The organism is Duganella sp. OV510, assembly GCF_900100205.1.
In the GTDB taxonomy this organism is placed as follows: Bacteria; Pseudomonadota; Gammaproteobacteria; order Burkholderiales; family Burkholderiaceae_D; genus Rugamonas.
Map to the genome: position 1 here is coordinate 125,496 of NZ_FNEQ01000008.1, position 26,056 is coordinate 151,551.

Genomic DNA, 26,056 nt, shown 5'->3' on the forward strand with positions numbered 1-26,056 from the left:
AATAACCCCTCGCCTTTGAACCGTCCTGCAGCTCAACTGGAATTTTCTCATTTATGCAATACGTGTCTACTCGCGCCGCGTCGTCGGCCGCCGCCTCGTCTTCCCAACAATTTTCTGACATTCTGCTGGGTGGCCTTGCCACTGACGGCGGCCTGTTCCTGCCTGCGACGTATCCGCAAGTGACCGGCGCTGAGCTGGACGTGTGGCGCCAGTTGTCCTACGCCGACCTGGCATTTGAGATCCTGAAGAAGTTCGCGACCGACATTCCGGAAGCCGACCTGCGCGCGCTGACCGCCAAGACCTATACCAAGGAAGTGTATAAAAACGTCCGCCAGGGCGAGAAAGCCACCCAGATTACGCCGCTGCGCGTGCTCGAAGAGCGTGAGGACGGCACCAGGCTGGTATTGCAGGCGCTGTCCAACGGTCCGACGCTGGCGTTCAAGGACATGGCCATGCAATTGCTCGGCAACCTGTTCGAATACGCGCTGGCCAAGCAGGGCGCGGAACTGAATATTTTCGGCGCCACATCGGGCGATACCGGCAGCGCCGCCGAATACGCGATGCGCGGCAAGAAAGGCATCCGTGTCTTCATGCTGTCGCCGCACAAGAAGATGAGCACCTTCCAGACCGCGCAGATGTTCAGCCTGCAGGACCCGAACATCTTCAACATCGCCATCGAAGGCGTGTTCGATGATGCGCAGGACATGGTCAAGGCCGTGTCGAACGATCTGGAGTTCAAGAGCAAATACAAGATTGGCACGGTCAACTCGATCAACTGGGCGCGCGTGGTCGCGCAGGTGGTGTACTACTTCCGTGGCTATCTGAGCGCCACCACCTCGAACGAGCAGAAAGTCTCGTTCACCGTCCCGTCGGGTAACTTCGGCAATATCTGCGCCGGCCACATCGCCCGCATGATGGGCCTGCCGATCGACAAGCTGGTGGCCGCCACCAATGAAAACGACGTGCTGGACGAATTCTTCCGCACCGGCGTGTACCGCGTGCGCAAGTCGGCCGAGACCTACCATACCAGCAGCCCGTCGATGGACATCTCCAAGGCATCCAATTTCGAGCGCTTTGTCTACGAACTGGTGGGCCGCGACGGCGACCGCACCCGCGCGCTGTTCCAGAAAGTGGAAACCCATGGCGGCTTCGACCTGTCCGGCAAGCCAGGCAGCGATGGCGACGAGTTCAAGCTGGTGGCCAACTATGGCTTCAAGTCCGGCAAGTCGACCCACGACGACCGCGTCAACGTCATTCGCGACGTCGCCGATGATTACGACATCGTCATCGATACCCACACCGCCGACGGCATCAAGGTGGCGAAGGAAAACATGGAACCGGGTGTGACCATGATCGTGCTGGAAACCGCGCTGGCGGCCAAGTTCAACGAAACCATCCTGGAAGCGCTGGGCGTGGACGCCGAGCGTCCGGACGGCTTCGAGAACATCGAAGACCTGCCGCAGAAATTCGTGGTCATGAAGGCGGATGTCGCCGCCATGAAGGCCTACATCGCCGCCAACACGGGCCTGTGATGAGCGAGCCGCGTAAGCCGATGCTGTCGGTCAGCGAAGCGCTGGCGCAGATGCTGGGCGCCGCGCGCCCGGTGGCGGAGACGGAACTCATCCCGACCCTGGCAGCCAATGGCCGCGTGCTGGCCAAGGCGCAGGTCTCCGGCATGAATGTGCCGGGTGCCGACAACACGCAGATGGACGGCTACGCGGTGCGCGCCGCCGATTGCGCCAGTGGCAGCGCGTCGCTGACGGTCTCGCAGCGCATCCCGGCGGGTCACGTCGGCCAGCCTTTGCTGCCGGGGACCGCCGCCCGCATCTTCACCGGCGCGATGATACCGGAGGGCGCGGACGCTGTGGTCATGCAGGAGCAGTGCGAACTGGTGGGCAATGTGGTCACCATCAGGCATGCGCCCAAGTCCGGCGAATGGATACGCCGCGCCGGCGAAGACATCACCCATGGCAGCGTTGTGCTCCCGGCTGGCGCGCGTCTGCGTAGCCAGGAGCTGGGCCTGGCCGCATCGGTCGGCCTGGCGCAACTGCCGGTCAAGCGCAAGCTGCGCGTGGCGGTGTTCTTCACCGGCGATGAGCTGACCATGCCAGGCGAGCCTTTGGCGCCCGGCGCCATCTACAATTCCAACCGCTTCACGCTGCGCGCGCTGCTGGAAAACCTAGGCTGCGAAATCAGCGATTTCGGCATCGTGCCGGATTCGCTGGAGGCAACGCGCTCGGTGCTGCGCGAGGCGGCGCAGGGCAATGACCTGATCGTGACTTCAGGCGGCGTCTCGGTCGGCGAGGAAGATCACATCAAGCCGGCGGTGGAAGCCGAGGGTAAGCTGAATATGTGGCAGATCGCCGTCAAGCCGGGCAAGCCGCTGGCGTTTGGCGAAGTGGGGCAAGCCTTCTTTGTTGGCCTGCCGGGCAATCCGGTGTCCAGCTTCATTACGTTTATGCTATTTGTGCGGCCGTTCGTGCTGCGCCTGCAAGGTGTGGAGGGCGCAGTTGCGCCGCGCGCGTTCCATATGCGTGCTGATTTCGACTGGCCCAAGGCGGACAAGCGCAACGAATTCCTGCGCGCCCGTATCAACGAGGCGGGTGGCGTGGAGCTGTTCCGCAACCAGAGTTCCGGCGTGCTGACGTCGACGGTGTGGGGCGACGGCGTGATCGACAATCCGCCCAACAACCCGATCGCCGCCGGCGATGTGGTGCGATTTATACCGTTTAATGAGTTACTGTACTAATGGCTATTACCGTAAAATTTTTCGCCAGCGTGCGTGAGGCAGTTGGCGCCTCGTCGGAATCGCTGGTTTTACCGCAGGGCGTTGCCACTGTGGGCGCGCTGCGCGAGCACCTGGCCGCGCGTGGCGAGCAATGGCAGCAGGCGCTGGGCCATCCGGCGCTGCGCATGGCGTACAATCAGGTGATGTGCGGCGCCGATACGGCGATTGCCGACGGCGCCGAGGTGGCGTTCTTCCCGCCGGTGACCGGGGGCTGATTTACTTCTTCGCGTGCTTGTCCTTGTAGGTCGTGGTGACATCGTCGCACGCCGGGCAGGCCATGGCGTTGCGGAAGCGGCGCCACGCGGTGTAGGTGAATACGCCCGCCGCGATCAGTGCCCACACGGCGGCGCTGAGATAATCCTCTTTTGCGGTTGAGCCTTTGAACCACTCCACGGCAGCCAGTATCGCGAACAGCGGCACGGCGGCCAGCAGGAAGCGTTTAATCCAGAATATCGCGCCCATCGTCTCTCCCTTTGTTGATTGAATATTGGACCGAATGCATGCAGTCTAGTTTGACACCTTTTCGCGTCGCCGTCATCGGCGGCGGCCCCGCCGGGCTGATGGCCGCGCAGACGCTGGCGCAGGGCGGGGCTCAGGTGGACTTGTATGACGCCATGGCCTCGGTCGGCCGCAAGTTTCTGCTGGCAGGGCGCAGCGGCATGAATATCACCCATGCCGAGCCGTATGTTGATTTCGTCACGCGTTACGGTAATTCGTCAGGCGCGTTGCGGCCGATGCTGGATGCGTTTGGCCCGCAGGCCGTACGCGACTTTGTGCATGGCCTGGGGCTGGAGACTTTTGTTGGCACCTCGGGACGTGTGTTCCCAACCGATATGAAGGCGGCGCCGCTGCTGCGCGCGTGGGTGCATGCGGTGCGCGAGTGCGGCGTGCAGTTTCATATGCGTCACCGCTGGCTGGGCTGGCAGGATGGCGCGCTGCGCTTTTCCGTGCCGGACGGCGGCGAGGTGGTGGCGCGGCCGGATGCGGTGATTCTGGCGCTGGGTGGCGGCAGTTGGGCGCGTCTTGGATCGGACGGTAGCTGGATGCCGGTACTGGCCGGGCGTGGTGTGGACTTGTCGCCGCTGGCGCCGTCCAATTGCGGCTTCGACGTTGCCTGGAGCGAGCATTTCAGCAGCCGCCATGCAGGCGAGCCGCTGATGACGGTGGCGGTGATCGCGCGCGATGCGAACGGTCAGGAGATGCGCAAGCAGGGACAGTTTGTGGTGACGCAGGGCGGTGTTGAGGGCAGCCTGATTTATGCGCTGTCGGCCGCGTTGCGCGATCAGATTGCCGCCGAGGGCTCGACCACCATCTGGCTCGATCTGCTGCCCGATCTGAGCGCCGAGCGTGTCGCGGATGAGGTGGCGCGGCCGCGCGGTGCCCGGTCGATGGCCAGCCATTTGCAGAGCCGCCTGGGCATCAAGGGCGTCAAGGCGGGTCTGCTGCGGGAATGCCTGAGCAAGGAGCAGTTCAGCGACGAGGCGCAACTGGCGCGCGCGATCAAGCGTTTGCCGGTGCGCCTGGTGCGCGCGCGTCCGATCGATGAAGTGATCAGCACCGCCGGCGGCGTGCGCTGGGATGCTTTGCAGGGAACCATGTTGAAGGCGGCGCCGGGCGTGTTCGTTGCCGGCGAAATGATTGATTGGGAAGCGCCGACCGGCGGTTACTTGCTTACCGCCTGCTTTGCCAGCGGCATCGCTGCTGCCCGCGACGCGCTGGCATGGCGGACGGCCGCGTAGCTGGCGCCGTTGCGCGTGCCTGAGCGGCGGTGCGCTTGGCCGCTTGGCCAGTGCCGCCGCCTACACCCCGCGCGTCGGTGTGCTTGGTCGCTTGGCCAGTGCCGCCGCCTACACCCGCGCGTAGGTGCGCGCGGCCGCCTGGCCAGTGCTTCTGTCTACACCCGCGCGGCGATGCGACGGCTGTCGCTCACTCCCAACTGACCTCGCCGGAGCCGGTGCGGTTGACGTTGCGTTGGTTTGGATTGCCCAGCACACGAATATCGCCGCTGCCGCGCAGCGTCAGTTCCGCCGACTGCTTGGCAAACACATGGCTGGTGCCTGAGCCGCGCAGATTCACGGTTACGCTATCTGCCGCCAGGTGGCGCGCATTCAGGTCGCCGGAACCGGTCAGCTCCGCATTCAGCACCTTGCAGCTGCCGGACGCGGTGATCTGGCCCGAGCCCACCATCACCAGCTCCACTTTCTCCGTGCTGCCGGCATTCAGATTCAGGTTGCCGCTGCCGTGCGCGCTCGCATTCAGCTCGCGATAGCGCCCACTGAAATTCACATTGCCCGAGCCGTGCAGCTGGAGTTCCATCTGCTCGCCGTTGAAGCCGGACACCTTGGTGTCGCCGCTGCTGGTCACCACCAGCTCCTGCAGCGACGGCAACACCAGCTCGACCTGAAGGCGATGGCGTGGATTCAGCAGCATGCCCTTGGTACCGATGTGCAGGTCGCGGCCATCCTGAAGGGTTTCGACATTCGCCAGCGAGCGCTGCTCGCCGCGTACTTTCAGCGAGGCAGACTGGCCCTGGGTCAGTATCAGATCGATCGGGCCGCTCAGTTCCACCACGGTCGCCATGGCGTCGATCTTGCGCGTCTCGCTGCTCAGCGTGCGGCCGGCGGTGCTGGTCGGGCTGTTGCTGCCATAAGCCTTCAGCATGCTGTAGGTGGCGCCGACCAGCGCAAACGCCAGTACCAGCAGGCCGGCGCCGATTTTCATTAAAGCTCGCATGATGTCTCCCTCAACGTCCGCGCAGCAGCGACATATTCATCGCCGCGTAGCGCTTCAGGCCTATCATTGTGTAGCGCGTCAGCACAATGCTGATCAGGCACAGGCCGATGCCGCCCAGGATCAGGCCAAAGCCGATCAGCGACTGCGTGGTGCGCGCGCCGCTGTCGAAATCGGTGGTGATGAACACATCGCCGGTGGCCACGGCCTCGGCGCGGTTCAGCAGGCGTCCGCTGCGGCTCAGGCCTTCCTCGCCGGCGCGGACGGCGTCCGGATCGTCCTTGTTGACCTGCACGCCCATGCTGTCGATCGACACGCGCCATCCCTGGGCTTCCTCTTCCTCGGCCTGGGTGTCGAAGTGCGAGTTGGTGAACGCCATGATGTGACGCAGCGGGCCTTCCAGCGCCAGCTCGTTCTGGCCCGACAGGCCACTGGCGGTCAGCGCAACGCCGCCGATGTAGAAGGCAAACGCCGAGACATAGATCGCCCCCAGCAGGCTGGCGTAGACCATGGCCGGAATCACCATGAACAGGTTGAAGATGGCCAGGCCGATCAGGGAAACGCCGGCACGCGCCAGGTTAAACGGTGTTTTCTTTTGCTCGAAAGCGTTCAGGTGAGCGTTGGCGCGCAAGGTCATGGCGATCTTGCGCGGCTCGTCCAGCTCCTGATACACCTCGGCCTCGCTCCGTCCGGCCACCAGGCCGTCGATGAAGCGCTGCTCGTAATAGGCCAGGGTCTTGGCCACCGTTTCCGGTGGCAAACCCTGCATGGCCTGCTTGAGCGCATCGAGGTATTGCTGTTTAGTCATGATATCAAGTCCACAATATTGCTTGCCTTTTGGCCGATGATGTCACTGTACGCAGACGGACGTCCACCTGCCACCGGCATGTGACAGGCTGCATAAATGGCGGAACAGGCGACCAAAATGGGCTACTGGACGGCGCCGCGCCGAAGCAACGTGGCTGCGGCAACACCGCTGCGCACCGCCGATTCCAGCGTGGCGGGATAGTCGCCGGCGGTGTAGTCGCCGGCCAGCACCAGGCCCGGCAGGCCGGTGGCGTTGGCCGGGCGCGCCAGGCCAGGCGAACAGGCATAGGTGGCGCGTTTCTCCGTGATCACCTTGAACCAGGCGGGACGGCCCAGTTCCGGCCGCTGGAAATCCACCGCCAGTTGCACCGCGACTGCCTCGGCCAGCAATTCCTGCGGTTGGGCGGCGGCCGGGCCGGAGGCGCTGATGATGACCGCCAGCAAGCCCGCCTGCGCGGCATCCAGCTGGCCACGGTCGAACACGAACTGGCCGTAATGGTGGTTGAACGGATTGTCCTGCAATGCGTAAAACGGCAGGTCCAGCCGGGTGGCCGCATCGTATTGCAGGTAGACGGTGGTGATGGCTTCCGGCGCGAAGGCGGTCAGCTGGCAGCACAGTTGGGCTGTGTCATGGCCCGGAATGTCGTGCAGCAGCGCGGCCGCCTGGCTGGCGCCGGTGGCAATCACTACGCCGCTGAAATAGGTGCTCCAGGTGCCGCCGACGGCCGCGCCGCTGATGTCCAGCTGCCATAAACGGCCTTCAATGCAGCGGATGGCCTGTACCTTGGCGCCGCTGCGCACCGCACCGCCGCGCGCTTCGAGGTAGGCGCAGGCGGCTTCGGGGAACAGTTTGCTCAGGTCGACGCGCGGCAGCAGCATGTCGGAAGCGCGGCGCCGCCTGGCGCCCAGGCTGTCGCGCAGTACGTTGAGGAAAACCTGGGCCGACGCGCGTTCCGGCGGGGTGTTCAGCGCGGCCAGGCATAGCGGGCGCCACATCAGGCGGATCAGGCGCTCGGTCTGGTCGAAGCGTTGCAGCAGTTCGCTGACGCTGCAATCGGTGTTCAGCCGCCAGCCCATCCAGCGGGCGGCGGTCGAGAAGCGTCCCAGGCTGAGCTTGTCTTCGCGGGTCAGGCCCTTGGCCTTGAGCAGCGCGGCCAGCAGGTGCAGCGGCGCCGGCAGCGGCAGCGATGGCGCGACAAAGTCCATGCCATGGGTGTTGGCCGGGTAGCGCATCTGCAAAGGCAGGGTGAGCAGCGCCCGGTCGAGATCAACGCCGGCCAGCTTCATCAGCCGCAGCGATTCGCTGTAGGCGCCCAGCAGGATATGCTGGCCGTTATCCAGTTGGGCGCGATCGGTTTCCACGCGGCGTGCGCGGCCGCCGAGTGTGCGCCCGGCTTCCAGCAGCGTCACCTTGTAGCCGGCGCGCGCCAGTTCGATGGCGGCGGCGCAGCCGGCCCAGCCGGCGCCGATGACAGCGATGGCGCGGGATGTCAGGCTTGGGTCCGTGTGGCCGCGCTTGTCTGCTGGCGTGCCGGCGATATTGCTGTCAACCACGGATGTAGGTCTTCCATGCGAGCCACAGTTTGCGGATCGGCGTCAGCGAGATGCGATGTTGCAGCACATGGTAGCCATCGGCTTCCACTTCGGTCAGCAGCGTGCGGTAGATAGCCGCCATCATCAGGCCAGGGCGCTGGGCGCGGCGGTCTTCCTTGGGCAGCAGGGCGAAGGCTTCGTCGTAGGCGCGCTGCGCGCGTTCGATCTGGAAGGCCATCAGCTTTTCGAATTTGTCGGTGTGCTTGGCGTTGATGATGTCGGCGGCGGTCACATTGAATTGCTGCAGCTCGTTGATCGGCAGATAGATGCGGCCTTTGCGGGCGTCTTCGCCGACGTCACGGATGATGTTGGTCAGCTGGAAGGCAAGGCCCAGCTTTTCGGCGAACTGCAGGGTTTGCGGATTGCTGACGCCGAAGATACTGGCCGACAGGATGCCGACCACGCTGGCGACGTGCCAGCAGTATTTGCTGAGCGCCGCATAATCGAGATAGCGGGTCTGGTTCAGATCCATCTCCATGCCGTCGATGATGGCCTGCAGGTGTTCTTCCTTCAGCTTGTACGGCACGATGTGCGGTTGCAGCGCCTGCGTGACCGGGTGGGTCTGCGCGCCGGCATACATATTGTTGATTTCCTTGCGCCACCAGGCCAGCTTGATGCGGGCTACCGATTCATCGGTGCATTCATCGACGGTGTCGTCGACTTCGCGGCAAAAGGCATAGAGGGCGGTGATGGCGCGGCGACGCTCCTGCGGCAGGAACAGAAAGCTGTAGTAAAAACTGGAGCCGCTTTGCGCGGTCTTTTGCTGGCAGTAGTCGTCGGGAGACATGTATAAATAGCAATAGGCTGTTCGAAGCCGCTATTCTATAGGAAGGGGCAGCGATGTGGTCTGCAAACTGTATCGAATGAGGATACAATATGTTACCTTTGACCGGAATCTTCCTATATGAATCTCCAGATCGTTGCCGCCATGATCTTCCTCCCAGTGCTTGCTGGGTGTGAGGGCTCGTCTGCAGACGATACCGCGCCGATGAAGACGGCCACGTATTACACGCAGCATCTGGATGAGGCCAAGTCGGTGGCCAACCGCTGCAAGCTGATGTCCGATCAAAAATTGCGCACGCTGAACGCGGGCGATTTCCAGGAGTGGCAGATTTCCAATGAGGGCGTGAATTGCCAGACGGCGCAGTCGGTGGCGGAGGCGGCGCTGGTGCGCGAACTGGTGTTGCGACAGTCGAGGCCGTCTGTGCCGGTGGCGACGCCGAAATCCTCGCCGCCGCCATCCTCAGCCGTGCCAGCCATGCGCGACCGCACGGATAATCAGAAACTCAGCGCCGCCCAGACACTCGCTCCTGTTTGAGTTCGTCCAGTATCTGTTGAGTCTGGTCGTACTGCTTTTCCACCTTTTCCATTATCTGCCTGTTTTCCGCCAGCATCTGCCGGTTTTCGGTCAGCATCTGCCGATTCTCGGCCAGCATTTTGCGGTTCTCTTCGTTTTGCAGTTGCATGTCGCGCCGCCACTGGCCGGCTTCGGCGCCTGAATCAAATGAGGCGCGCATATTGCTCAGCAGCGCAGCGTTGAAAGCGGCGACGCCAAACACGGTAGCCAGCGTCGCGCTGATGCAGGTGATGATGATGGTTTTCTTCAGGTCGGCGATCATGATGCCGACGTCGTGCTTGAATTCACGCATGTCCTGATGGATGCGCGCCTCGAAGCGGTCCATGCGTTCGTTGAACGCGGCAAGCGTGTCGCGGAATGACGCCATCAGCGCCTCGCAGCGGGCGTCGCTGGTAGCGATCTTTACGTCAACTTCCTCTCTGGTCATGTCGCCCATGGTGCGGCTCCTGTCTGGTTTCCCAGTATAGGCTTCCTGCCACCAGCGTCAATTGATGCGCATCAGTCTTTTCATGCGCACCGACGACCAGAAAATACCCAGCCAGTCACGCTTGCTCAGTTTGGGGCGGTGCAGGAACACGTCGTACTCGACCGCCTCGATGGCGTCCAGGATGCGCATGCCGCCTTGCACCACCATGCGCAGCTCGAAGCCGATGCGGCCCGGCAGGCGCAAGGCCAGCGGCGCACCGCTCAACAGCAGCTTGCGTGCGCGCTCCACTTCAAAACGCATCATCGACCGCCAGCGCGGCCGCGCGCTGACATGGTCCAGCGCTGCTGGCGATACCGCGTAACGGTTCAGATCCTCCAGCGGGATATAGATACGTTCCTTGTGCAGATCGATCGCCACATCCTGCAGGAAATTAATCAGCTGCAGCGCCGAGCAGATCGCGTCCGAATCGCGTACGTTTTCCTCATCCGCCGCGCCATACAGGTGCAGCATCATGTAGCCGACCGGGTTGGCCGAGCGCGAGCAATAGTCCAGCAGTGTCTCAAAGGTCTGGTAGCGGGACACCATCACATCCTGCTTGAAGGCCGACAGCAGCTCATACATGGGCTTGAGTGGCATATCATATTCCCGTACCACCTGCGCCAGCCGTTCGAACATCGGTTCGTGGCTGGTGGCGCCTTGCTCGATGCGCGCCAGCGCCGCCTCGTAGGCAGCCAGCGCGGCCAGGCGTTCCTCTGGTGTGGCGTCGCCTTCATCGGCCAGGTCGTCGGCGCTGCGGGCGAAGGCATAGATGGCTTCAACCGCCGGGCGCAAACGCTTGGGCAGCAAAATAGAAGCGACAGGGAAATTTTCGTAGTGGTCGACCGGCATAGACGGAGCAGCGGCAGGTGCCGGTTTGATGTTTTTCCAGCGCGTAATAGTAGTGGGATCTTGAAACAAGAGCAAGGCTAAATAAATGACGCCAAGGTCATTTGCAAACATGGTTGTTCGGCTTATAATCAATAAATAACCCTTCAGTCATTAAAAGGATGCCGTCGTGTCTACTATGAAGAACGTGCTGGTTGCCGCTTCGGCGCTGGCTTTGCTGGGCGCCTGTTCCAAGCAGGTTGAGAAAACCGAAGATATCCGCCCGGTGCGCGCCATCAAGCTAACTGCCAGCGATGTTGACGTGAATGCCGAGTTTTCCGGTGAGGTGCGGGCGCGGGTGGAGTCGCAGCTGGGCTTCCGTGTTGGCGGCAAGATCGTCAGCCGCAAGGTGGATGTCGGCACGCTGGTGAAGAAGGGGCAGGTGCTGATGCAGCTCGATCCGCAGGACTTGCAGCTGTCGCAAGCCCAGGCACTGGCCAGCCTGCGCGCGGCTGAAACCAATCGCGACCTGGCCAAGGCCGAGTTGCAGCGCTATCAGGAGTTGCGCCGGCAGAGCTTCGTCAGCCAGGCGGTACTGGATTCCAAGGAGTCGACTTATAAAGCTGCGCAAGCGCAGGTTGACGCGTCGCAAGCAGGCTATCGCGGCCAGTCCAACCAGGCTGCCTACGCGGCGCTGCTGGCGGATGTGGATGGCGTGGTGACGGCGGTAAGCGCGGAGATCGGCCAGGTGGTCGCGGCCGGCACGCCGGTGGTCAAGGTGGCCAAGTCGGGCGAGAAGGAAATCGTCATCGGCATTCCGGAAGACAAGGTCGACACGCTGCGCCGCGTCGAAGACGTGCAGGTGCGCCTGTGGGCCGATCCAGGGAAAACCGCGCCGGGCAAGATCCGCGAGCTGTCGCCGGTGGCCGATCCATCTACCCGCACCTACACCGCCAAAGTATCGATCCCTGACACGCTGGCCGAGGCCAAGCTGGGCATGACCGCCGTCGTGCAGTTCGCTTCAAAAACCCCGGTGCCGCAGATCAAGGTGCCGCTGACCGCATTGTTCTATGAGAAGAAAGCCAGCTCGGTGTGGGTTGTGGAGCAGGGCGTGGTCAAGCTGGTGCCTGTCGCCATCGGCGGCGTGGCCGGCAACGATATCGTGTTGGCCGGCGGCGTCAAGCCCGGCCAGACCGTGGTGACGGCCGGCGTCAACCTGCTGAAGCCGGGTCAGAAAGTCACCATCCTGGGCAATGACCTGCCAGTGGCTGCCCCCGCACCCGCCGTTGCCGGGGCTGCCAAATGAAGGAAGGATTCAACCTCTCACGCTGGGCGCTGGAGCATATCCCGCTGACGCGCTACCTGATCGCGGTGCTGCTGATCGGCGGCTTCCTCAGCTATAGCAACCTCGGCCAGGATGAAGATCCGCCATTCACCTTCCGTGCGATGGTGGTGCAGGCACAGTGGCCGGGCGCCACCGCGCTGCAAATGGCCGAGCAGGTCACCGACAAGCTGGAAAAAAAGCTGCAGGAAACGCCGGGTATCGACGAAATCTCCAGCTATTCCAAGCCAGGCGAAACGCTGATCATCCTCAAGCTGCGCGAATCGACGCCGCCGAAAAACGTCGCGGAAGCCTGGTATCAGGTGCGCAAGAAGATCGGCGACATCAAGGGCACGCTGCCGTCCGGCGTGCAGGGGCCGTTCTTCAACGATGAATTCGGCGATACCTATGGTTCGATCTTCGCGCTGTCCGGCGACGGCTTTACCTATGCCGAGATGAAGGACTACGCCGACTTCGTGCGCCAGCGGCTGCTGAGCGTGCCGCTGGTGTCCAAGGTCGAGCTGTTCGGCGTGCAGGATGAGAAGATCAACATCGAGTTCTCGCACAAGAAGTTTGCGCAACTGGGCATTTCGTTCGAGGCCATCGTCAACCAGATCGCCACGCAGAACACGGTGGAATCCACCGGCGTGCTGGTGACGCCGACCGACAACCTGCAAGTACGCGTGACCGGCGCGCTGAAAACCGTCAAGGATCTGGAGGAGCTGGAGCTGCGCGCCAACGGCACCACGTTCCGCCTGGGCGACTTCGCCACCATCAAGCGCGAGTACCAGGACCCGCCGGGGAACAAGATGCGTTTCAATGGCAAGGAAGTGATCGGCCTTGGCGTGTCGATGGAGAAGGGTGGCAACATCATCCAGCTCGGCACGCACATGGAAAAGACCGTGACCGAGCTGAAAGCCAAGCTGCCGGTTGGCATCGAGCTGGAGCGCGTGTCCGACCAGCCTGAGGCGGTGAAGGCCTCGGTGGGCGAGTTCGTCCACACGCTGATCGAAGCGGTGCTGATCGTGCTGGGCGTCAGCTTTGTCGCGCTGGGCCTGCACAGCAAGCCCAAGCTGCGGCTGGACGTGCGTCCGGGACTGGTGGTGGCGCTGAGCATTCCGCTGGTGCTGTCGGTGACTTTCCTGTTCATGCGCATGCTAGACATCGACCTGCACAAGATTTCGCTGGGCGCGCTGATTATCGCGCTGGGCCTGCTGGTGGATGACGCCATCATCGCGGTTGAAATGATGGTGCGCAAGATGGAGGAGGGCATGTCGCGCTTCGACGCCGCCACCTTCGCCTACAAATCCACCGCGATCCCGATGCTGACCGGCACGCTGATCACGGTGGCAGGCTTCCTGCCGATCGGCCTGGCGAAATCGGCTGCGGGCGAGTACACCTTCTCGCTGTTTTCGGTCAACGCGCTGGCGTTGGTGATTTCGTGGGTGGTAGCGGTGACCTTCACGCCTTACCTTGGCTATGTGCTGCTGAAAGTGAAGCCGCACGCCGATGGCGGCAATGACCACGACCTGTTCGATACGCCAGGCTTCCGCAAGTTCCGCGCGCTGGTCAACTGGTGCGTCGAGTACCGCTGGATCACCATCGCCGCGACGCTGGCGGTGTTTGCGCTGGGCGTGTACGGCTTCAAGTTCATCGAGAAGCAGTTCTTCCCGGATTCCAGCCGTCCCGAGCTGATGGTGGAAATGTGGACGCCGGAGGGCACAACCTTTGCGGCCAACGAGGCGCAGGTGAAGAAGTTCGAAGCCTTCATCCGCAAGCAGGATGGTGTGCTGAGCGTGACCAGCTATGTCGGCACCGGCTCGCCGCGCTTCTACCTGCCGCTGGACCAGATTTTCCCGCAGACCAACGTCTCGCAAATCGTCGTGCTGCCGAAGGACCTGAAAGCGCGCGCCGCGCTGCGCGACAAGATTGTCGATGTGTTCAAACATGACTTCCCGGAAGTGCGCGGCCGCGTCAAGCTGCTGCCGAACGGGCCGCCGGTGCCGTATCCGGTGCAGTTCCGCGTCACCGGCACCGAAGTGGAGAAGGTGCGCGCCATCGCCGACCAGGTGAAGGACATCATGCGTGCCAATCCGAACACGGTCGGCGTCAACGACAACTGGAATGAATCGGTCAAGGTGCTGCGCCTGGACCTGGACCAGGACAAGATGCGCGCGCTGGGCGTGACCTCGCAAACGGTGATGCGCGCGGCGAATACCATCCTGTCCGGCACCACCATCGGCCAGTTCCGCGAGGGCATCAAGCTGATCGACATCCGCATCCGCCAGCCGCTCGATGAACGGGCGACGATCTCGGTGCTGAACGACACCAACATCCCGACCGCCAGCGGCAAGTCGGTGCCGATCAGCCAGCTGGCCCGTGCGCACTTTGTGTGGGAGCCAGGCGTGGTGTGGCGCGAAGGGCGCGACTGGGCGATCACCGTCCAGTCGGACGTCGGCGACCATATCCAGGGGCCAACCGTCTCCGGCCAGATCGAGCCGCAACTGAAGAAGCTGCGCGATGCGCTGCCGGCCGGCTATGCGATCACGGTCAAGGGCGCGGCGTCGGACAGCGGTGCGGCGGAAGCGTCGATCGCGGCCAACCTGCCGCTGGCGATCTTCCTGATCTTCACGCTGCTGATGCTGCAGCTGCATAGCTTCTCGCGTTCGCTGCTGGTGTTCCTGACCGGCCCGCTGGGCGTGGCGGGGGCGGCGATGGCCTTGCTGTTGCTGGGCCGGCCGCTGGGTTTTGTCGCCAACCTGGGCATCATCGCGCTGTTCGGCATGATTATCCGTAACTCGGTGATCCTGGTGGACCAGATCGAGCAGGACATCAAGGCCGGCCACGATCCCTGGACGGCGATTGTCGAGTCGGCGGTGCGCCGCTGCAGGCCGATCATCCTGACCGCCGCTGCGGCGGCGCTGGCGATGATTCCCTTGTCGCGCTCGGTGTTCTGGGGGCCGATGGCGGTCGCCATCATGGGCGGCCTGATTTTGGCCACCGCGCTGACCTTGTTGTTCCTGCCAGCGCTGTATGCAGCGTGGTTTAGAGTGAAAAAGCCTCTTAAATAGGCAAAAAATTGGTTTTTTGAGCGGAATGTTGGCGGCGTAGTAAAAATCGCCACCATTCCGCAAAAAACCCGTTAGAATATCGCGTTGAAGTTGAAAGCTTCCGCGAGCATACGCGGAAAGAGGGCGACCGTTTTCACTTAAAGGTCGCCCTTTGCTTTTGTGCAAACAAGCCGCGAGGATGGCGAAATTGGTAGACGCACCAGGTTTAGGTCCTGACGCCAGCAATGGTGTGGGGGTTCGAGTCCCCCTCCTCGCACCAACTGTATTTCTTATTTTTTGGACGATTTTTACATGGCAACTGCAGTCGAAACCTTGGGCAAACTCGAACGTCGTATCACGATCTCCTTCCCGCTGACCGAAGTCCGCGCTGAAGTTGAGAAGCGCCTGAAAGTGCAAGCCAAAACGGCTAAGGCACCAGGCTTCCGTCCGGGCAAAGTGCCTCTGAAAATGGTCGCAGCGCAATACGGTTACCAGATCGAAACCGAAGTGCTGAATGATAAAGTTGGTCGCGCTTTCAACGACGCCGCAAACGAAGCCCAACTGCGCGTTGCCGGCTTCCCGAACATCGAGCCTAAGCAAGAATCGCCAGCCGGCGTGCTGAGCTTTGACGCTACCTTCGAAATCTACCCGGACGTCGCCATCGGCGATCTGACCACCGTGGAAATCGAAACCGTCAAAGCCGACGTCAGCGATGCTGAAATCGACAAGACCATCGAAATCCTGCGCAAACAGCGCGTACACTTCCACACCAAGGGCGAAGCCGGTGAACACGGCGACGGCGGCGAAGCTGTTGCTGCCAATGGCGACCGCGTGACCGTGGACTTCGTCGGCTCGATCGACGGCGTGGAATTCCCAGGCGGTAAAGCGGAAGACTACCCATTCGTGCTGGGCGAAGGCCGCATGCTGCCAGAATTCGAAGCTGCCACCGTCGGCCTGAAAGTCGGCGAAGCCAAGACCTTCCCGCTGGCCTTCCCAGAGGACTACCATGGTAAAGACGTGGCCGGCAAAACCGCCTCGTTCACCATCACCCTGAAAAAACTGGAATGGGCGCACCTGCCGGAAGTTGACGGCGAGTTCGCCAAATCGCTGGGCGTGGCTGACGGCGACGTCGCCAAAATGCGCGAAGACATCAAAGTCAACCTGGAACGTGAAGTTGCTGGCCGCGTGAAAGCGCGCAATAAAGAAGCCGTGATGGAAGCGCTGGTCAAGACCGCCACCCTGGACGTGCCGAAATCGCTGATCGCCCAGGACACCGAGCGCCTGGCCGAAATGACCCGTCAGGACATGGCGCAGCGCGGCATGAACGTCAAGGACGTGCCATTCCCACCAGAACTGTTCGCAGAAAAAGCCGAGCGTCGCGTACGCCTGGGCCTGATCCTGTCGCAACTGGTTGGCGAGAACAACCTGCAAGCCCAGCCTGAGCAAGTCAAAGCGCAGATCGAAGACTTCGCCCAAAGCTACGAAGACCCACGCGAAGTGCTGAAGTACTACTACAGCGATCGCCGCCGTCTGGCTGAGATCGAAGCCCTTGTATTGGAAGAAAACGTCGTCAATTACGTCCTGGGCCTGTCGAAGACTTCGTCCAAGGCCATCGCCTTTGACGAACTGATGGGAAGCAACGCACAAGCGTAATTCAGTTTGGGCCGGATGATGTATTATTGTCACTCCGGCCTACATAGCTGCTTCACAAGGAAATAGAATGACTGGTATGAACCGTAATCCGGCACTGGATACCGAAATGCTCGGCCTGGTGCCGATGGTGGTGGAACAAAGCGGTCGCGGCGAGCGCTCGTATGACATTTACTCGCGCCTGCTGAAGGAACGTATTATCTTCATGGTCGGTCCGGTCAACGACCAGATGGCCAACCTGGTGGTCGCCCAGCTGCTGTTCCTGGAAAGCGAAAACCCGGACAAGGACATCTCGCTGTACATCAATTCCCCTGGCGGTTCGGTATCGGCCGGCCTGGCGATTTTCGATACGATGCAGTTCATCAAGCCAGACGTTTCGACGCTGTGCACCGGTATCGCCGCCTCGATGGGCGCCTTCCTGCTGGCGGCCGGCGCCAAGGGCAAGCGCTTCTCGCTGCCGAACTCGCGCGTCATGATTCACCAGCCTTCGGGCGGCTCGCAGGGCATGGCCTCGGACATCGAGATCCAGGCCAAGGAAATCCTTTACCTGCGCCACCGGCTGAACTCGATCATGGCTGAACGCACTGGCCAAAGCATCGAACAGGTCGCCAAAGATACTGATCGCGACCGCTTCATGTCAGCAGAAGAAGCGGTAGAGTACGGTCTGATCGACAAAGTGTTGACCAACCGGGCTTGATGCTTCCCCCGCAGCATTGCTAAAAAGACGCCCGGACGATTAATCGTTCGGGCGTTTCGTTTTTATTTCGGGTAGCATGTGGTTGTAGGCGGATTTTTTCCGGTCTTCAAACTTGCTACCCAGCAACGGCTAAGCCATTCTGTAACCAAAGAAAACTGCCCATGTCAGACAAAAAATCCTCCAGCGGTGAAAAACTTCTGTACTGCTCGTTCTGTGGCAAAAGCCAGCACGAGGTGAAGAAGCTGATCGCCGGCCCGTCGGTCTTCATCTGCGACGAGTGTATCGATCTGTGCAATGACATCATCCGCGACGAGACCTCGGCCATCGAGTCGGTCGCCGGCGCCAAGTCGGACCTGCCAACCCCGCACGAAATCAAGGACTTGCTGGACCAGTACGTGATCGGCCAGCAAACGGCCAAGCGCATCCTGTCGGTCGCGGTGTACAACCACTACAAGCGCCTCAAGCACCTGGGCAAGAAAGACGAAGTCGAACTGGCCAAGTCCAACATCCTGCTGGTCGGCCCGACCGGCTCGGGTAAAACCCTGCTGGCGCAGACGCTGGCGCGCATGCTGAACGTACCGTTCGTGATCGCCGACGCCACCACGCTGACCGAGGCCGGCTACGTCGGTGAAGACGTCGAAAACATCATCCAGAAACTGTTGCAGAGCTGCAACTATGATGTGGACAAGGCGCAACGCGGCATCGTCTACATCGATGAGATCGACAAGATTTCGCGCAAGTCGGACAATCCGTCGATCACCCGAGACGTCTCGGGCGAGGGCGTGCAGCAGGCGCTGCTGAAGCTGATCGAGGGCACCATGGCCTCGGTGCCGCCACAAGGCGGGCGCAAGCACCCGAACCAGGACTTCGTGCAGATCGACACCACCAACATCATGTTCATCTGCGGCGGCGCGTTTGACGGCCTGGCCAAGGTGATCGAGAACCGTTCGGAAAAATCCGGCATCGGTTTCGGTGCCTCGGTGAAGAGCAAGTCCGATCGCAGCGCCAGCGAAGTGCTGCTGGAAGCCGAACCCGAAGATCTGATCAAGTTCGGCCTGATCCCTGAACTGGTCGGCCGTCTGCCGGTGGTGGCCACGCTGAACGAACTGACCGAAGAAGCACTGATCCAGATCCTGGTTGAGCCGAAGAATGCGCTGATTAAGCAGTATTCCAAGCTGCTCGAAATGGAAGGCGCGGAACTGGAAATTCGTCCGGCCGGCCTGCATGCCATCGCCAAGAAAGCGCTGGCGCGCAAGACCGGCGCCCGTGGCCTGCGCTCGATCCTGGAACACGCGCTGCTGGATACCATGTATGAACTGCCAAATGAAACCAATGTTACTAAAGTGGTTATTGATGAGAATACCATCACCAGTGGCGCAAAACCTTTATTGATTTACGAGGAGCCTGCCAAGGCTTCTGGTGAGAATTAAATAACTTGTGCACACTTGCTCCGCGTCACAGCAAAATTCATTTCGCATCCGTGGGGCAAGGCGGTACAATCAAAATCAATAAAAGAATACAGGCTTCAGTCGGAAAGCCACTCGTGACGCCAAGTCGCGCGTGGCTTTTTTATTTAGCTTTTCTTTTAGAGTGAAGAAAACATTCTTTAATATGAGAATTATTTCTTGCAGATCGGTCTTGTGATTTGGCGGAATAGCGCCCACATCATAATCACGCTTTCACATAAGGTACGCCATGACAACTTCCAAATTAACTGAGCAAACTCAACTGCCGTTATTGCCGCTGCGGGACGTCGTCGTATTTCCGCATATGGTGATACCGCTGTTCGTAGGGCGCCCAAAATCGATCAAGGCGCTGGAAGCCGCTATGGAGCAGGGCAAGAGCATCATGCTTGCCGCGCAAAAAGCCGCTGCCAAGGACGAACCTTCTGCTTCCGATATCTATGAAATCGGCTGCGTGGCCAATATTCTGCAAATGCTGAAGCTGCCTGACGGCACCGTGAAGGTGCTGGTCGAAGGCGCCCAGCGCGCCCGCATCAACAAGATCACTGACACGCCGACGCACTTCGTGGCCGACCTGACGCCGCTTGATTCCGAGCTGGGCGACGATTCGGAAATCGAAGCGATGCGCCGCGCCATCGTTCAGCAGTTCGACCAGTACGTCAAGCTGAACAAAAAAATTCCACCCGAGATCCTGGCTTCGCTGTCCGGCATCGACGACGCCGGCCGCCTGGCCGATACCGTGGCCGCCCATCTGCCGCTGAAACTGGAGCAGAAACAGGTGATCCTGGAGATCTTCAGCGTCGCCAAGCGCCTGGAGCATCTGCTGGGCCAGCTGGAAGGCGAGCTGGACATCCTGCAAGTCGAAAAGCGCATCCGTGGCCGCGTCAAGCGCCAGATGGAGAAGTCGCAGCGCGAGTACTACCTGAACGAACAGGTCAAGGCCATCCAGAAAGAACTGGGCGAGGGCGAAGACGGCGCCGACCTGGACGAGCTGGAGAAGAAAGTCGCGCTGGCCAAGATGCCGAAAGAGGCACTGGACAAAGCCACTGCCGAGCTGAAAAAACTGAAGTTGATGTCGCCGATGTCGGCCGAAGCCACCGTGGTGCGCAACTACATCGACACCCTGGTCAGCCTGCCATGGAAGAAAAAATCCAAGGTCAACAACGACCTGACCAACGCTGAAAAAGTGCTGGAAGGCGAGCACTATGGCCTGGAGAAGGTCAAGGAACGCATCCTGGAATACCTCGCAGTGCAACAGCGCGTCGATAAGTTGAAAGCACCGATCCTGTGCTTCGTTGGTCCGCCAGGCGTGGGTAAAACCTCGCTGGGCCAGTCGATCGCCCGCGCGACGAACCGCAAGTTCGTGCGCATGGCGCTTGGTGGTGTGCGCGACGAGGCCGAAATCCGCGGTCACCGTCGTACCTACATTGGCTCGATGCCAGGCAAGGTGCTGCAATCGCTGGCGAAAGTCGGCGTGCGCAACCCGCTGTTCCTGCTGGACGAGATCGACAAGATGGGCGCGGACTTCCGTGGCGATCCATCGTCGGCGCTGCTGGAGGTGCTGGATCCTGAACAGAACCACACCTTTGCCGACCACTACATCGAAGTCGACTTTGACCTGTCGGACGTGATGTTTGTGGCGACCTCGAACTCGTTCAACATCCCGCCAGCGCTGCTGGACCGGATGGAAGTGATCCGCCTGTCGGGTTACACCGAGGACGAGAAAACCAGCATCGCCCAGCGCTACCTGCTGCAGAAGCAGATCAAGAACAACGGCCTCAAAGAGGAAGAGATCTCGATCAGCGAAGCGGCCCTGCGCGACATCATCCGCTACTACACCCGTGAAGCCGGCGTGCGTTCGCTGGAACGCGAAGTGTCGAAGATCTGCCGCAAGGTGGTAAAGATGCTGCTGCTGAAGAAGTCGGAGAAGAAAGTGATCGTCACGCCGAAAAACCTGGACAAGTTCCTGGGCGTGCGCCGCTACGACTTCGGCGTGGCCGAGAAAGAGAACCAGATTGGCCAGGTGGTGGGTCTGGCATGGACCGAGGTGGGTGGCGATCTGCTGACCATCGAGGCCGTGTCGATGCCGGGCAAGGGCAACGTCATCCGCACCGGCACGCTGGGCGACGTGATGAAGGAATCGATCGAAGCGGCCCGCACCGTGGTACGCAGCCGCGCGCAGCGCTTGGGCATCAAGAATGAAGTGTTCGAGAAATCCGACATGCACATTCACGTGCCGGAGGGGGCGACGCCGAAGGATGGTCCGTCTGCCGGTATCGCCATGACCACCGCCATGGTGTCGGTGTTCACCGGCATCCCGGTCCGTGCCGATGTTGCCATGACTGGCGAGATCACGCTGCGCGGCGAAGTCCTGCCGATCGGCGGCCTGAAAGAGAAACTGCTGGCGGCGCAGCGCGGTGGCATCAAGACCGTGCTGATCCCTGAGCAGAACGTCAAGGACCTGGCCGAGATTCCGGACAATGTCAAAAACAAGCTGGAGATCGTGCCAGTGCGTTGGATCGACAAAGTGCTGGAAGTGGCGCTGGAGCGCCAGCCTGAACCGCTGGCGGATACCGCGCCAGTGGAAGCGGTGGCAGCTGCCGCCGCCAAGCCGGACGGGCAGGGTGAAGTGGTAAAACACTAACTTTCAGCGGTAATATACTGAAAACAGGCGCTTATATAGCGCCTGTTTTTTTATTTTTACTTCTTTTTCTATTGTGTAGCCTTGACATGATAGTGGGCTGGCTTGTTTAATACGGCCTGAATTTTTCGCGTTGCCGTATTTTAAGCGGGAACAGATATAACCTTTGTGACGGGGAATTGCTTTGAATAAGACTGAATTGATCGACCATATCGCCACCACCGCTGATATTTCGAAAGCGGCTGCTGCTCGCGCACTGGACGCAGTGATTGACGGTGTTACCACCACCCTGCAAAAGAACGACAGCGTGACCCTGGTAGGCTTTGGTACCTTCTCCGTGAGCGAACGCGCTGCCCGTACCGGCCGCAATCCGCGCACCAAGGAAGAGATCACCATCGAGGCAGCTAAAGTTCCTAAATTTAAAGCTGGTAAAGCTTTGAAAGATGCTGTAAACTAACGGACTTCGGTGAGTAGCAGCGGTAACAAAGCTGCTCACTCAGGCAAATGGGCGGTTAGCTCAGTTGGTAGAGCGGAGCCCTTACAAGGCTTAGGTCGGGAGTTCGAGCCTCTCACCGCCCACCAAAAACATTTGCCAGAAATTAAGTTTTACTGTAGTATGTAGCACCTTGATATTCAACTGGAGCGGTAGTTCAGTTGGTTAGAATACCGGCCTGTCACGCCGGGGGTCGCGGGTTCGAGTCCCGTCCGCTCCGCCAACAATATCAAGACAAGTAGTACCAAGTTGTACCAACTAGGAGCGGTAGTTCAGTTGGTTAGAATACCGGCCTGTCACGCCGGGGGTCGCGGGTTCGAGCCCCGTCCGCTCCGCCAAGAACAAGATACCCCGCAGCTTATAATGAGCTGCGGGGTTTTTCTTTTTCCGGAACTGATAATTCAACATTGAATATCCGATATATTCCTTGTAAAATCCGGCAACCGGAATAGGCGAACGTGGGTTCGCCTTTTTTGTATGTGCAAGTCCTACTTAATCCGAATTGGCAGACCATGTTTGAATTTATTCGTACCCATCAACGCTTGATGCAAATCCTCCTGGCGATCGTCATCGTGCCGTCGTTTGCACTGGTCGGCGTCGGCAGTTACCAGAGCTTTGGCGACGACGCCAATACCATCGCCAAAATCGATGGCAAGCCGCTGACCCAGCAGGAATTCGACAATGCCGTGCGCAACCAGCTGGACACTTACCGCCAGCGCCTCGGCGCGCAGTTTGACCAGAAGATGTTCGACACGCCTGAGTTCAAGCAAAACGTGCTGGACCAGCTGATCGCGCAACGCGCCATCGCCGCCGAAGTGCTGCACAGCCACCTGAGCGTGACCGAGCCACAGCTGCAGAAAGTCATCATGGACCAGTTTGGTGGCCCTGGCGCGTTCGACATGGAGCGCTACAAGGCCATCCTGGCGCAGCAGGGCATGCGTCCGGAAGACTACGACGCGCGCCTGCGCCGCGACCTGGAACAGCAACAGCTGGCCACCGCCGTCGAATCGACCGGCTTTGCGCCACGTAGCGTGTCCAAAAACCTGTCGGACATCGTCGCGCAGGAACGCGAGGTGCAGGAGCTGCTGCTGCCGGTGGCTGATTTCGTGCCGCAGGTCAAAGTCACCGACGAGATGGTCAAAGCCTTCTACGAGAAGAACAGCAAGTTCTTCGAAGTGCCCGAGCAGGCCAAGATCGAATACGTGGTGCTGAACAACGACGTGGTCGCCGGCCAGGTGAACGTCAGCGACGCCGAAGTGTCGGACTACTACGCCAAGAACTCGGCGCAGTTCACCACGCCGGAAACCCGCCGCGCCAGCCACATCCTGATCGCCGTCAAGAAGGGCGCCAGCGCCGCCGACACTACGGCCGCCAAGGCCAAGGCCGACGCCATCGTTGCCGAGCTGCGCAAGAACCCGGCGGATTTCGCCAAGCTGGCAAAAGCCAAGTCGGAAGATCCGGGTTCGGCCGAGCAGGGCGGCGACCTGGGCGTGATCGAAAAAGGTTCGCTGGTCGCGCCGGTGGAAACCGCCATCGCCAAGCTGAAGCAGGGCGAGATCAGCGATGCCGTGCAGTCGGAATTCGGCTGGCACGTGCTGACCGTCACCGAGCTGAAGCCAGCCGTGGTCAAGCCGCTGGAAGTGGTGAAAGCCGACGTCGCCGACCTGCTGAAAAAGCAGAAGGCGTCGAAGAAATACTCGGAAATGGCCGAAACCTTCAGCAACACCGTCTACGAGCAAGCTGACAGCCTGAAACCGGCTGCCGAAAAGCTGGGCCTGAAAGTGGAAGCTGCAGCCGGCGTATCGCGCAACCCATCGCCAATGGCTGGCGCCGCGCTGTACAACAATCCGAAGTTCCTGACCGCACTGTTCTCGAACGACTCGATCAGCAGCAAGCGCAACACCGAAGCGGTGGAAATTGCGCCGAACACCCTGATCTCGGGCCGTATTGTCGAGTTCAAACCGGCTGCCAAGCGTCCGCTGGCCGAAGTGGATGCGCAGATCCGTCAGCGCGTGACCATCGAAGAAGCGGCCAAGCTGGCTGCCAAGGCTGGCGAAGAGAAACTGGCTGCCCTCAAGAAATCCGGCGATGCAAGCGGCTTTGGCGGCGCCAAGCTGGTATCGCGCGGCAAGCCTGAAGGCATCAATGGCCTGGCGCTGCAATCGGTCATGAAAGCAGACGCCAGCAAGCTGCCAGCCTATGTTGGCGTGGACGTGCCAGGCACCGGCTACGGCGTGTACCGCATCAGCAAAGTACAGCAACCTGCCAGCGTCGACGAAGCGCAGCGCAAGCAGGAAGCCGAGCAGATCAGCAACCTGGTCGCACAGCAGGAGATGGCGCAGTACGTTGAACTCCTGAAAGCCAAGGCCAAGGTGAAGATCCTGAAGCCGGTTGCTTCGACAACCACCGTCACCGAAGTCAAGTAATACAAAAAGAGCCGCTTCATGCGGCTCTTTTTACATGGGGCGCTTATCGGCTCAGGTGCCGGCGATCAGCTGGTGCGCCGCCTCGGCGAAGGCATGGTCGCTGATATCTGCCAGCGCCAACGGCTGCGCATGGGCGTAGCGGCTGAAATTGCGGTCAATTGAACGCAGGTAGGCGGGATCGTAATGTTGCGCCAGCAGCTCATCGACCAGCTCCGGCATGCGGCCTGCTTGCGACAGCGCCTGCCAGTGAGTGATCTTCTCCTTGCCGTGCAACTGTGTCAGATGCTCCAGCCGCGCATTCAAGGACTCCGGACTGTGCAGGAAGTGTGCATAGTCCGCCATCAGCAGATTGACGCGTTCGGCGCGCGGCAGCGTCAGCGCGATGCAATCGGCCGCGCGCATGGTCTCCATCAACGCTGCCGGCACGCGCAGGTTGCCGACCTTCTTGCTTTCCGCCTCCACGAACGCCGGCTGGGACGCATCAAAGCGGCGCAACACATCCCAGATGCGCGTTTCAAACGCCTTCTGGCTGGGCTGCTGCTGGCTGGGCAGGTGGCCCAGCACCGAGCCGCGATGCGCTGCCAGCTGTTCCAGATCCAGCACCTGCGCGCCTTGCGCTGCGAGCGTCTCCAGCAGGCGGCTCTTGCCGCTGCCGGTGGTGCCGCACACCACTTTAAAGGTCAGCGCCGGCGCCTGTTCTAGCGCTGCGTTGACTTCCTGGCGGAAGGCCTTGTAGCCGCCTTCCAGCTGCACCACCGGCCAGCCGACCTTGGCCAGGATATGTGCCATGGCGCCGCTGCGGTTGCCGCCGCGCCAGCAATAGATCAAGGGGCGCCACTCGCGCGGCTGATCGATCCACAACTCTTCAATGTGCCTGGCGATATTTTTGGCGACCAGGGCAGCCCCAAGCTTTTTTGCTTCAAAAGACCCTGTCTGCTTGTACATGGTGCCGACGCGGATGCGCTGCTCGTCGTCCAGCACCGGTGCATTGATCGCGCCCGGCAGATGATCCTGGGCGAATTCCACCGGACTGCGGGCATCGATGATGGCATCGAAGGTGTCAAGCTGGGCCAGCACCTGATCGATGCTTAAAACTTCGGGATACTTCATTTTGCCTTGATGGCTTTCTGTAATGTTGGCCAGATGTTGGCCAGGATAATCGGATGGGCCTCCGCCAGCGGATGCAGGCGGTCCGGCTGGAACAGCTGCGGCTTCTCGGCCACGCCATCCAGCATGAACGGCACCAGTGGTGCCTTGATCTCTTTGCTTAGCACGCCGAACATGGCGAAGAATTTGTCGGCGTAGTCACGGCCATAGTTGGGCGGCATGCGCATGCCGATCAGCATCACCCTGGCGTTGGCCTTGGCGGCCGCCTCGTTCATCGCCTGTAGATTGGCCTTGGCGGCGGCAACCGGCAGACCGCGCAAGCCATCGTTGGCGCCCAGCTCGATCACCACCAGGTCCGGCTTATGCTTGGCCAGCAGCGCAGGCAGGCGCGAGCGGCCACCGCTGGTGGTCTCGCCGGAAACGCTGGCGTTGACGACGACCGCATCGATGTTATTCTGCTTGAGTTTCTGTTCCGCCAGCGCCACCCAACCGGTGCCACGCGACAAACCATATTCGGCAGACAAACTATCGCCGAGCACAAGCACGGTTTTTGGTGCAGAATAGGCGCTCGTCGCGGCTGCCATGAAGAGCAGGGCGGCGAAGGTGCGCAGTATTTTTCCAGATAAACAATTAACCATATTC

22 protein-coding genes and 4 tRNA genes are annotated in these 26,056 nt (G+C 60.9%); 17 read left to right on the top strand and 9 right to left on the bottom strand.

The window, feature by feature from the left end:
• Window positions 1-53 precede the first annotated feature (53 nt).
• Genes thrC through moaD form a run of 3 tightly spaced genes read left to right on the top strand, consistent with a single transcriptional unit; the run spans window position 54 to window position 3,003 of the window.
• A complete protein-coding gene (thrC, locus tag BLS51_RS20730; protein ID WP_090187734.1) occupies window positions 54-1,532 on the top strand; it encodes a threonine synthase in 1,479 nt (492 codons plus the stop codon).
• Entirely contained in the window at window positions 1,532-2,749 is a 1,218-nt protein-coding gene (gene glp, locus BLS51_RS20735) for a molybdopterin molybdotransferase MoeA (protein ID WP_090187740.1), read from the top strand. The genes thrC and glp overlap by 1 nt, the downstream gene beginning before the upstream one ends.
• Complete coding sequence (gene moaD / locus BLS51_RS20740; protein WP_090187746.1) at window positions 2,749-3,003, top strand: molybdopterin converting factor subunit 1; 255 nt, start codon at window positions 2,749-2,751, stop codon at window positions 3,001-3,003. Before glp ends, moaD begins: the two co-directional genes overlap by 1 nt.
• A gap of 1 nt (window position 3,004) precedes the next feature.
• Here moaD and BLS51_RS20745 read toward each other — a convergent pair whose 3' ends face one another.
• Window positions 3,005-3,250, bottom strand: coding sequence for a hypothetical protein (locus BLS51_RS20745; protein WP_090187749.1), 246 nt, complete (start codon window positions 3,248-3,250; stop codon window positions 3,005-3,007).
• 38 nt (window positions 3,251-3,288) lie between these two features.
• Here BLS51_RS20745 and BLS51_RS20750 point away from each other — a divergent pair, with 38 nt between their 5' ends.
• A complete protein-coding gene (locus BLS51_RS20750; protein WP_090187751.1) occupies window positions 3,289-4,527 on the top strand; it encodes a TIGR03862 family flavoprotein in 1,239 nt (412 codons plus the stop codon).
• A 187-nt stretch (window positions 4,528-4,714) separates the two neighbouring features.
• Here BLS51_RS20750 and BLS51_RS20755 read toward each other — a convergent pair whose 3' ends face one another.
• From BLS51_RS20755 to hpnD, 4 genes are all read right to left on the bottom strand, one after another.
• Window positions 4,715-5,521: a head GIN domain-containing protein gene (locus tag BLS51_RS20755; RefSeq protein ID WP_090187755.1), complete on the bottom strand. Its 807-nt coding sequence runs from the start codon at window positions 5,519-5,521 to the stop codon at window positions 4,715-4,717.
• A 10-nt stretch (window positions 5,522-5,531) separates the two neighbouring features.
• A complete protein-coding gene (locus tag BLS51_RS20760) occupies window positions 5,532-6,326 on the bottom strand; it encodes a DUF1700 domain-containing protein (RefSeq protein ID WP_090187758.1) in 795 nt (264 codons plus the stop codon).
• Between the two features lie 122 nt (window positions 6,327-6,448).
• A complete protein-coding gene (gene hpnE / locus BLS51_RS20765) occupies window positions 6,449-7,879 on the bottom strand; it encodes a hydroxysqualene dehydroxylase HpnE (RefSeq protein WP_373994347.1) in 1,431 nt (476 codons plus the stop codon).
• A complete protein-coding gene (gene hpnD, locus BLS51_RS20770) occupies window positions 7,872-8,705 on the bottom strand; it encodes a presqualene diphosphate synthase HpnD (RefSeq protein WP_090187761.1) in 834 nt (277 codons plus the stop codon). Before hpnD ends, hpnE begins: the two co-directional genes overlap by 8 nt.
• A 117-nt stretch (window positions 8,706-8,822) precedes the next feature.
• Here hpnD and BLS51_RS20775 point away from each other — a divergent pair, with 117 nt between their 5' ends.
• Window positions 8,823-9,236, top strand: a complete 414-nt coding sequence (locus BLS51_RS20775) for a hypothetical protein (protein WP_139168748.1) — start codon at window positions 8,823-8,825, stop codon at window positions 9,234-9,236.
• On the opposite strand, the gene BLS51_RS20780 is transcribed toward BLS51_RS20775, so the two are convergent.
• Complete coding sequence (locus tag BLS51_RS20780) at window positions 9,205-9,711, bottom strand: hypothetical protein (RefSeq protein ID WP_090187770.1); 507 nt, start codon at window positions 9,709-9,711, stop codon at window positions 9,205-9,207. The genes BLS51_RS20775 and BLS51_RS20780 overlap by 32 nt on opposite strands.
• Before the next feature lie 48 nt (window positions 9,712-9,759).
• Window positions 9,760-10,590, bottom strand: a complete 831-nt coding sequence (gene hpnC, locus BLS51_RS20785; RefSeq protein ID WP_090187775.1) for a squalene synthase HpnC — start codon at window positions 10,588-10,590, stop codon at window positions 9,760-9,762.
• A 175-nt stretch (window positions 10,591-10,765) separates the two neighbouring features.
• Between hpnC and BLS51_RS20790 the strand changes: the two genes are divergently transcribed.
• The 12 genes from BLS51_RS20790 to BLS51_RS20845 all read left to right on the top strand — a co-directional run bounded on the left by BLS51_RS20790 (window position 10,766) and on the right by BLS51_RS20845 (window position 24,307).
• A complete protein-coding gene (locus BLS51_RS20790) occupies window positions 10,766-11,872 on the top strand; it encodes an efflux RND transporter periplasmic adaptor subunit (RefSeq protein WP_090187779.1) in 1,107 nt (368 codons plus the stop codon).
• Complete coding sequence (locus BLS51_RS20795) at window positions 11,869-14,958, top strand: efflux RND transporter permease subunit (RefSeq protein WP_090187783.1); 3,090 nt, start codon at window positions 11,869-11,871, stop codon at window positions 14,956-14,958. The genes BLS51_RS20790 and BLS51_RS20795 overlap by 4 nt, the downstream gene beginning before the upstream one ends.
• 172 nt (window positions 14,959-15,130) lie before the next feature.
• Window positions 15,131-15,217 (top strand) — tRNA-Leu (locus BLS51_RS20800).
• 32 nt (window positions 15,218-15,249) lie between these two features.
• Window positions 15,250-16,590 carry a trigger factor gene (gene tig / locus BLS51_RS20805; protein WP_090187786.1) on the top strand — a complete coding sequence of 447 codons (1,341 nt, stop codon included), beginning with the start codon at window positions 15,250-15,252 and terminating at the stop codon, window positions 16,588-16,590.
• A gap of 76 nt (window positions 16,591-16,666) precedes the next feature.
• The gene (gene clpP, locus BLS51_RS20810) at window positions 16,667-17,284 is read left to right on the top strand and encodes an ATP-dependent Clp endopeptidase proteolytic subunit ClpP (RefSeq protein WP_373925132.1); all 618 of its coding nucleotides are present in this window, start codon (window positions 16,667-16,669) and stop codon (window positions 17,282-17,284) included.
• A gap of 161 nt (window positions 17,285-17,445) precedes the next feature.
• Window positions 17,446-18,714 carry an ATP-dependent Clp protease ATP-binding subunit ClpX gene (gene clpX, locus BLS51_RS20815; RefSeq protein ID WP_090187793.1) on the top strand — a complete coding sequence of 423 codons (1,269 nt, stop codon included), beginning with the start codon at window positions 17,446-17,448 and terminating at the stop codon, window positions 18,712-18,714.
• 265 nt (window positions 18,715-18,979) lie between these two features.
• Entirely contained in the window at window positions 18,980-21,391 is a 2,412-nt protein-coding gene (lon, locus tag BLS51_RS20820) for an endopeptidase La (protein WP_090187799.1), read from the top strand.
• Window positions 21,392-21,572: 181 nt separating this feature from the next.
• Window positions 21,573-21,845 (top strand): HU family DNA-binding protein, encoded by a 273-nt coding sequence (locus BLS51_RS20825; protein WP_070266615.1) that lies wholly within the window; start codon window positions 21,573-21,575, stop codon window positions 21,843-21,845.
• 49 nt (window positions 21,846-21,894) lie between these two features.
• Window positions 21,895-21,970, top strand: a tRNA-Val gene (locus BLS51_RS20830).
• Between the two features lie 57 nt (window positions 21,971-22,027).
• A tRNA-Asp gene (locus BLS51_RS20835) sits at window positions 22,028-22,104 on the top strand.
• 38 nt (window positions 22,105-22,142) lie between these two features.
• Window positions 22,143-22,219 (top strand) — tRNA-Asp (locus tag BLS51_RS20840).
• Window positions 22,220-22,393: 174 nt separating this feature from the next.
• Window positions 22,394-24,307, top strand: a complete 1,914-nt coding sequence (locus BLS51_RS20845) for a SurA N-terminal domain-containing protein (protein WP_090187803.1) — start codon at window positions 22,394-22,396, stop codon at window positions 24,305-24,307.
• A 51-nt stretch (window positions 24,308-24,358) separates the two neighbouring features.
• Here the strand turns inward: BLS51_RS20845 and mnmH are convergent, their stop codons facing one another.
• Entirely contained in the window at window positions 24,359-25,417 is a 1,059-nt protein-coding gene (gene mnmH / locus BLS51_RS20850) for a tRNA 2-selenouridine(34) synthase MnmH (RefSeq protein WP_090187806.1), read from the bottom strand.
• Window positions 25,414-25,998 carry an arylesterase gene (locus tag BLS51_RS20855; RefSeq protein WP_373994348.1) on the bottom strand — a complete coding sequence of 195 codons (585 nt, stop codon included), beginning with the start codon at window positions 25,996-25,998 and terminating at the stop codon, window positions 25,414-25,416. Before BLS51_RS20855 ends, mnmH begins: the two co-directional genes overlap by 4 nt.
• Window positions 25,999-26,056: the final 58 nt, after the last annotated feature.